Source organism: Dissulfurimicrobium sp., assembly GCF_049968175.1.
Classification (GTDB): Bacteria; Desulfobacterota; Dissulfuribacteria; order Dissulfuribacterales; family Sh68; genus Dissulfurimicrobium; species Dissulfurimicrobium hydrothermale.
The window spans coordinates 1-7544 of sequence record NZ_JBMFRG010000074.1; the positions used below are offsets into that span (position 1 = coordinate 1).

General features: G+C 48.1%; 5 protein-coding genes. 3 read left to right on the plus strand and 2 right to left on the minus strand.

The genetic code is table 11. From position 1 onward, the window contains the following. The coding region (locus tag ACP5SG_RS08690; RefSeq protein WP_428123598.1) for a PLP-dependent cysteine synthase family protein at window positions 1-557 on the minus strand (557 nt) is incomplete at its 3' end. Window positions 558-638: 81 nt separating this feature from the next. Between ACP5SG_RS08690 and ACP5SG_RS08695 the strand changes: the two genes are divergently transcribed. Beyond that, window positions 639-2192, plus strand: coding sequence for a glycogen synthase (locus tag ACP5SG_RS08695; RefSeq protein WP_237888227.1), 1554 nt, complete (start codon window positions 639-641; stop codon window positions 2190-2192). 40 nt (window positions 2193-2232) lie between these two features. Here ACP5SG_RS08695 and ACP5SG_RS08700 read toward each other — a convergent pair whose 3' ends face one another. After that, window positions 2233-2802, minus strand: a complete 570-nt coding sequence (locus ACP5SG_RS08700; protein WP_428123602.1) for a TIGR04211 family SH3 domain-containing protein — start codon at window positions 2800-2802, stop codon at window positions 2233-2235. A 473-nt stretch (window positions 2803-3275) separates the two neighbouring features. On the opposite strand from ACP5SG_RS08700, the gene ACP5SG_RS08705 reads away from it, so the two are divergent. Both ACP5SG_RS08705 and ACP5SG_RS08710 read left to right on the plus strand, forming a co-directional pair. Further along, window positions 3276-6470 carry a polysaccharide deacetylase family protein gene (locus ACP5SG_RS08705; protein WP_424661181.1) on the plus strand — a complete coding sequence of 1065 codons (3195 nt, stop codon included), beginning with the start codon at window positions 3276-3278 and terminating at the stop codon, window positions 6468-6470. A 12-nt stretch (window positions 6471-6482) separates the two neighbouring features. Further along, a partial coding sequence (locus ACP5SG_RS08710) for a glycoside hydrolase family 26 protein (RefSeq protein ID WP_428123606.1) occupies window positions 6483-7544 on the plus strand: 1062 nt, incomplete at its 3' end.

A 7544-nucleotide genomic window follows, 5' to 3' on the forward strand; every position in this document is an offset into this window, starting at 1 on the left:
GTGCCCATTGTAGCGATGATCATGTTGACCTTTCCATTCGTGTCGCGCCATATCTCAGGCGCAGTGCCTTCATAATGGGCAAGCCAATTGTCGGGATTGTTAAACTGGTCTGTACAGAAATAGCGGTCAGGCTCATCCCTAATGAGCTTATAGATCGCCTCTATAGCCCCGTCGGTGCTTAATTTGGCTGGGGTCAGGAGTATTTCGGCCCCGTATGCCTGCATGATCTTGCGTCGCTCTATGCTTGCTCCTTCACTCATGGCAATTAGGCAACGGTAGCCCTTGACGGCACAGACCATTGCAAGGCCTATGCCAGTGTTTCCACTGCTTGCTTCAATCACGATTTTGTCCTTGGTTAGCTCGCCCCTTTTTTCAGCTCGGCTGACCATTGAGAGGGCTATGCGGTCCTTGATGGAGCCTCCTGGATTAAAGGATTCCATCTTGGCGAGGATTGTCACATTTTTGTTAGGGTTCAGTCTTTTGATTGGTATAAGCGGGGTATTGCCTATCGCCTCGAGGATATTGTTTAATACTGGTCTGCCGTACAAGATTTTCACCCGTTTTTTAAATTTAGTAAGTTATAGTATCATCGGTCGGTTCTTGACAAGATGTAAGATATGAGATTCAGGAGGAGTGTTATGAATATCTGGATGGTTGCAAGGGAATACAGTGGCGTCGCAGGCGCCGGCGGGATAAAAGACGTGGTGCGCGAGCTATCGGAGGCCTTGGTAAGGGCGGGGCACGATGTAACAGCGGTTGTCCCTTGTTACGGTTTTATTGAGCCGGGTAAGATTGGATTTGAGTCGTTCGGTCCTGAGCTTGAAATAGATATGAATTATGCTCATGAAGAAAGGCGCGAGAGGATTGGCTTTTTTAAGGGGGAGATAAACGGCGTTGACATAATACTTGTCGAGTCTGGGCGTTTCCATGAAAAACTTGGTGTTTATACCTATACAGAAGAAGAAGAAAGGCGGGATCCGTCTCACAAGATGGGCGAGGGGCATTATGATTACTTTGCTATGAACGTGCTGCATCAGAAGGCGGTCCTTGCACTAGCCATCTCCATGGGTCTTAGACCGGATGTATTCCACTGTCATGACGGCCATGCAGCCTTGACGCCGGTGCTGATGAAGGAGATCGAGGGATTTAGGCACTATTTTCGCAGCTCGAGAGCGCTTGTCACTATTCACAACGCAGGGATCGGTTATCATCAAGATGTAGCTGATCTACCGTTCGCAAAGGCCAATACAGGTCTACCTTGGCGGGTAATCTATTCCTCCCTGTTGAACGGAAGCTTCGATCCCTTTTTGGCCGGGGCGGCATGCGGGGTCATAAACACGGTAAGTGAGAATTATGCAAGAGAGCTCAGAGAGACGGAGCTGGACGCCATGACAGGCTGGTTGGGGCATGCCCTTATGGACAGGGGGATTAGGCTTGTAGGGATCACGAACGGTATAAACCCTGATGATTTTGATCCTTCACGGCCTGAAAGGCTCGGTCTCCCAGCCGCATTTAATCCTGCACAGGGCGAACTACGTGGAAAGATTGAATGTAAAAGGTTCTTATGCGAACTTATACAAAAAAGAGAGCTTGACGGCCTGAAATTATACGGCGGGCTGAAATATCGTCCTGATCAGCCATTGGTTACGGCAATAAGCAGATTTTCTGAACAAAAAGGGATTGATGTCCTCGCCGATGCCATCGACGCCCTATTCGGTGAAGACAATGCCTTTCAGTCTGTCATTCTGGGTGATGGGAAAAAAGAAATTGTAACGCAACTTGTCAGGATTGCGGAGCGTCCCGATCTTAAGGGGCGCATGGCGTTGCTGACAGGTTACAGCCAGAGACTGGCTAATTTGATATATGCGGCAGGTGATTTCTTTGTGATACCTTCACGTTATGAACCATGCGGTCTTACAGATTTTATGGCCCAACTTATGGGCAATATCCCTGTAGTCAGGGCTACAGGAGGTCTTGTAAAAGTGAGGGATGGATTCAATGGCTTCTCTTATATCGAGCACAGCCCGGCGGTTCTAAAAGAGGCCATAAAAAGGGCGCTTGACGTTTTCAGGAATTCACGGGAGTTTAAGAGGCGCATAATCATAAACGCCGTTGCGGATATTCGGGAAAACCATACATGGGATAGGGTGATGGAGAGATATCTAAGGCTCTATTCCGGCCAAAAGGAATAGAAGACGGGCGTTGTTGCCCGATTTGACATTGAGTAGTTGCCTAGATAAGCGATGGTCTTTTTCTCTTCATGCGGCCAAAGACAAAACCTGTCAACATTCCGATCAGGAATATGCCACCACCTGCCATAAACCACCTGATACCGTTATTGTCTCTTGGATTTTCGTTTTTGTTTTGAATGGAAGTCAATTGCGTCTGCAGCCCTTCCAGTTCCTTTTTCATGGTATCGAGCGTCTTGTTTAGGGCCGGTGTCTGCATCTCCTCCACCGGCCTCTTTTCCAACTCTTTTTTAAGGCGTGTATTCTCCTGTTCCATATCAGAAAGATTCTGTTTCAGCCTCTGAAGTTCTTTTGAGGCCTTGTCGAGGTTCTGTTTGAGTTCGGAGCACTGTATATTGGCCTGCGGCTTGACCTGGGCGTTCTGGTTGGCTGGTGTTGCTTCTATGGTGTTTTGCGATTGAAGCGGTTCATTTGCAGTGTCGGGTCCGCTTAATTCTGCATATACAACCTGTATGGAGAGAAGAAACGGGATAAATTGAAAGAGAATGGATGCTAGAAGAAATAATGCGGCACCGAGGACGCTATTTCTTGTCTCTCTGATTATTACGACCATTTCAATACCCCCCATTTTGATTGGATTCCGCGGACTCCAAGGGTCAGGCCGATCTTATGGTCATTTAATTTGTACAATAAGTCTTTATAGAAGTAAAGGGCGCCTGTATCAATATGGCGCCAGCCGATATCTTTATAAAAGTCTCTATGAAATAAAAGAGAATCATGTATTATATCGGTCGAAATGCAATGTGGTCTGTGAAGTCGAAGAATTAAATCAATATATCAATTTTATTCAAATTTAAAAATACCCCAAAAACAGACCGGATTAATCGGTGATATATGCCTGATATCCATACAGATTCCTTTGTTTTTTTGGATGCCCGCGGCAAGCGCTGGCCAAGGCTTAGATTGATTATGTTTTTGGCCGGCGTAATCTTTTTCGTCTGGTCGATTTTGTTTGTACAGGCCTTGTTTATCCCTTCCCAATTAAGGCTGCCCTCCGCGGTTCAGCAACTAAAAGAACGCCTGCGCGTGTTTCGGAACAAGGAAAATAGGCTCAGCCAAAATATTACAAGGCCGCTATGGCTCATGTTCGCCAAAGGCAAGGGCGGGATAGGCGGCTTTTTGTCAATGGAGCTCCAAAATGGGGCGTCGTTGCCCTTTAAAAATAAAAACGAATCCAGCGCTGCAGCTTCAAAAAAGATATGCCTCGGTTTTTATGAGAGCTGGGACCCGAATAGCTTTGATTCACTAAAGAGGCACGCCGGTGAACTTACCCATCTTTGTCCTGATTGGATGGTTATTAAGGATGGCCTTGGCAGACTAGAGGTCTCAGTGGAGCAAAAGGTCCTTGATCTGGCAAGGGATCGCAAGATTGTCCTTATGCCGCTTTTGAGCAATCTCTCAGGCGACGCTTGGTCTCCAGAGGCCGTGGAGGGGCTCATCAACGGACCGGTTTCAAGACAGGATCAATTTGTAGCAAGGCTAAAGTCTCAATTAAAAGAGATGGGCGCCGGCGGTGTGGTCATCGACTTCGAACAGGTCGATCCTTCATATAAGACCGCCATGACTGCGTTTCTTGTCAGGGTCGCCTCGTCCCTTCATGACGACGATATGGAGTTGTGGCTATGCGTACCAATGGGGATGGATTTGGCCGTATTTGATCTGGACGCCCTTGCCCAGGAGATAGACCGGTTTGTCGCCATGCTTTACGACGAGAATTCTGAACACGATATGCCCGGCCCGATTGCATCATGGGAGTGGTTCAACGGCTGGCTCGATACCTTAGTCGATGAATATGGGGAGCCGTCCCAGTGGGTGATTGCACTCGGCGCCTATGGTTACGACTGGGCTGACGGTGATGGTACGGCTGAATCGATAGGTTTCGCAGACGCCATGAGCATGGCCGGCCGTTCCGGACTTGATTCTTGTGAATTCGGGGCACCTTACTATAATCCACATTTTGCATATGAAGACGCAGGGGTTGCCCACACCGTTTGGTTCTTGGATGCCGTAACCTTTTTGAACCAACTTAATGTCTCGAGATCCCATGGGGCAGGCGGAGTTGCTGTATACAGGCTGGGCACAGAAGACCCCGGCATATGGGATGCCCTGCATATAGCGACGAAGGTTGCACCTGAACAGCTCGGTCAACTTGAGACCATAAAACAGGCCGATATGATAGCAAACCTCGGTAGGGGAAACTTCATCACTATAGATGACGTGCGTTCGGATGGAAGGCGTCGGGTTTATCTGGACAAAAGTGGTTTTGTGATTGAACGTTATGAAAAGTTTCCAAATTATCTTACAGTGGTTCATCAGGGCAATGGTTGTAAAGAATGTGTTTCTATGACATTTGACGACGGACCTGACCCTGAATGGACTCCAAAGATACTTGATATCTTGAAGGCAAAGGGTGTAAAGGCCACTTTCTTCATGATCGGTTCAAATATGGAGAGATATCCTGATATAGTAAAAAGGGTATTGGAAGAAGGACATACCGTCGGCATACATACCTATACCCACCCAAACATAGCAAAGGTATCGAGCGAGCGGGCCTATCTTGAATTCAATGCAACCCAGCGTCTGTTTGAGGTCTTGACGGGTCACTCAACAGTGCTTTTTAGACCTCCTTACAATGCTGATACAAATCCACACGACCCTGGCGAGCTCGTGCCGGTCAAGCTTGCGCAGAAGCTGGGATATATTACGGTTACAGAGGACATCGACACGGAAGACTGGTCGCGACCGGGTGTAAAAAAAATGATCGAGGCCGTAAAAAGGGGTAGGATTTCAGGCGGAAACATCATTCTGCTCCATGATGCGGGCGGAGATCGCAGCCAAACCGTCAAGGCGCTGCCGGAGATCATCGATTATCTTTCTGCAAGGGGGGATAAGATCGTATCTCTTGCGGAGATGCTCGGCGTCTCCCAGGATCAATTGATGCCCACTGTACCCGCCGATCAGCAGCCTATGACAATGATGTTAAGCGGAGGCAGTTTCAGATTGATCCATGTCGTTGAGAATTTTTTCTGGGCCTTTATGATAGCGACGACTGTCTTGATCATACTAAGGACATTTATTGTGGCTTTTTTCGCTGTTAAAAACCGTAGACGTGATCACAAGGTGACGGATCTTCTTGATTTTTGTCCGGCCGTAACAGTCTTGATAGCTGCATATAACGAAGAAAAGGTAATAGGACAGACCTTAAATGCCGTTTTGAACGCCGACTATCCAGGTGGAATCGAGGTTGTCGTGGTAGACGATGGTTCAAGCGATAGGACATTTGAGATAGCGGCCAGGATGTCGCAAAGAGACGGGCGTATACGGCTTATATGCCAGCCAAATCTGGGCAAGGCTGCGGCCTTGAGGACCGGGCTTGACACAGCCTCAAACGAGATCATCATTATGCTTGACGCCGATACACAGCTTGAGCAGGGTGCCATTCGGCACCTTGTTGCGCCTTTGCGAAAGAATGATGTAGGTGCGGTTTCCGGACATGCCAGGGTAGGGAATCCATATACACTCATCGCAAAGATGCAATCACTGGAATATTCATGCGGATTCAATCTAGATAGGCGTGCTTATCATGAACTCAATTGCATCACTGTAGTCCCGGGGGCCGTAAGTTCATTTAGAAAAACTGCAATCGCTAAGGCTGGCGGTATAAGCACCGACACCCTGGCGGAGGATACGGATCTGACCTTGAGCCTCCATAAGAGTGGTTTCAAGATATGCTACGCCCCTTCGGCCTTGGCCTGGACAGAGGTCCCCTTGACGATCGGCGCCTTTGCCAAACAACGATTCCGCTGGGCCTTTGGCACGCTGCAATGTCTATGGAAACACAGAGATATGTTGTTTGATCCGCGGTATAAGGCGCTAGGGTTTTTCAGTCTACCAAGCATCTGGTTTTTTAATATCTTGTTGATCGCTGTCGGGCCGGTTGTGGATGCCATCTTGTTCTTTTCATTGATATTCGGCCATGCAAACGGCATCCTCTATTTCTATTTCCTGGCCTTTTTATTGGTGGATATCGCCCTGGCTGCGGTTGCCTGTCTTATAGAAAGGGAAGATCTTGGGCAGATCTGGCTTGTGCTGCCGATGAGATTCATCTATAGACCTGTTTTGAGTTTTGCAATATTAAAGGCCATTTCTAGGGCCATAAAGGGCGTTTGGGTGAATTGGGGCAAACTGGAACGCACAGCTTCGGTTTCCTGCAGGATCTAACAAAGTAATTTTATGATGACGAAATCTGCCATGGACATGAAAAAGATGACTATATTTTTTTTGATTCCATCTATTTTTCTCTTTTTCATGGTCGGTTGCAGACACGCCAATAATGACATAAAGGTCAAAAAAAATGGCCCGCAGGTGCTAATTATGCCTGAAAAAGGGGCTTATACCGGTGCATATGTCGATTTCGGCGATGGGGAATCTCATGTCACCTTTGATGCTTTGGAAGATCTTGAAAAGATGATCGGCAGGCACCTTGCTGTGGTGGCCTTTGGGAATTTTTGGGGGGAGCAGACATTCCCTCAAAGACAACTAGAGATCATATCGCGATATGGTGCAATCCCCCTTGTTTTTTGGTCGCCGTGGGACAGGCCGTATCAAGAAAGCCGTGGACCAGATCGATTTAATTTGCGCAGCATTCTTAAAGGCAGGTGGGACGGCTATATCGACAAGTGGGCGGATGCGGCGCGGCGATATGGTAAACCCATTCTTGTCTCATGGGGCCTGGAGATGAATGGCACGTGGTTTCCATGGTCAGGTTACTTCTATGGTGGGGGTAAGGTCGTAAGGCGTAAGGGCTCGGTTGTCCTATATCAAGGACCCGAATTATACAAAAAGGCATATAGGTATGTGGTCGACAGGGTAAGGGCCAGGGGTGCAGACAACATCCTATGGGGGTTTCATGTAAATCATTACGGTCTCCCGCAGGCTGCATGGAATAGGATTGCAAATTACTACCCGGGTCCGGAATATGTAGACTGGCTGGGCCTGAGCGTCTATGGAAAGATGTTTAAGTGGCAGGACTGGGCCTCTTTTTACGATGTGATGGATAATGCCTACAAAGAGATCTGTGGGCTTGATCCGATCAAGCCCGTCATCGTTGCAGAATGGGGGGTGGGTGAATTCCCGCCGGCTGACAAGGCAGGTTTTGTAAAAGAGGCCTTAAGCGGGTTTGAGACCAGGTATACGAGGGTCAAGGCGGCGATCTATTGGCATGAACGCTGGCAAAATGAAGACGGGAGCTTCAGCAATCTCCATGTGAATTCGTCACCAGAGGCGCTTGAGGCG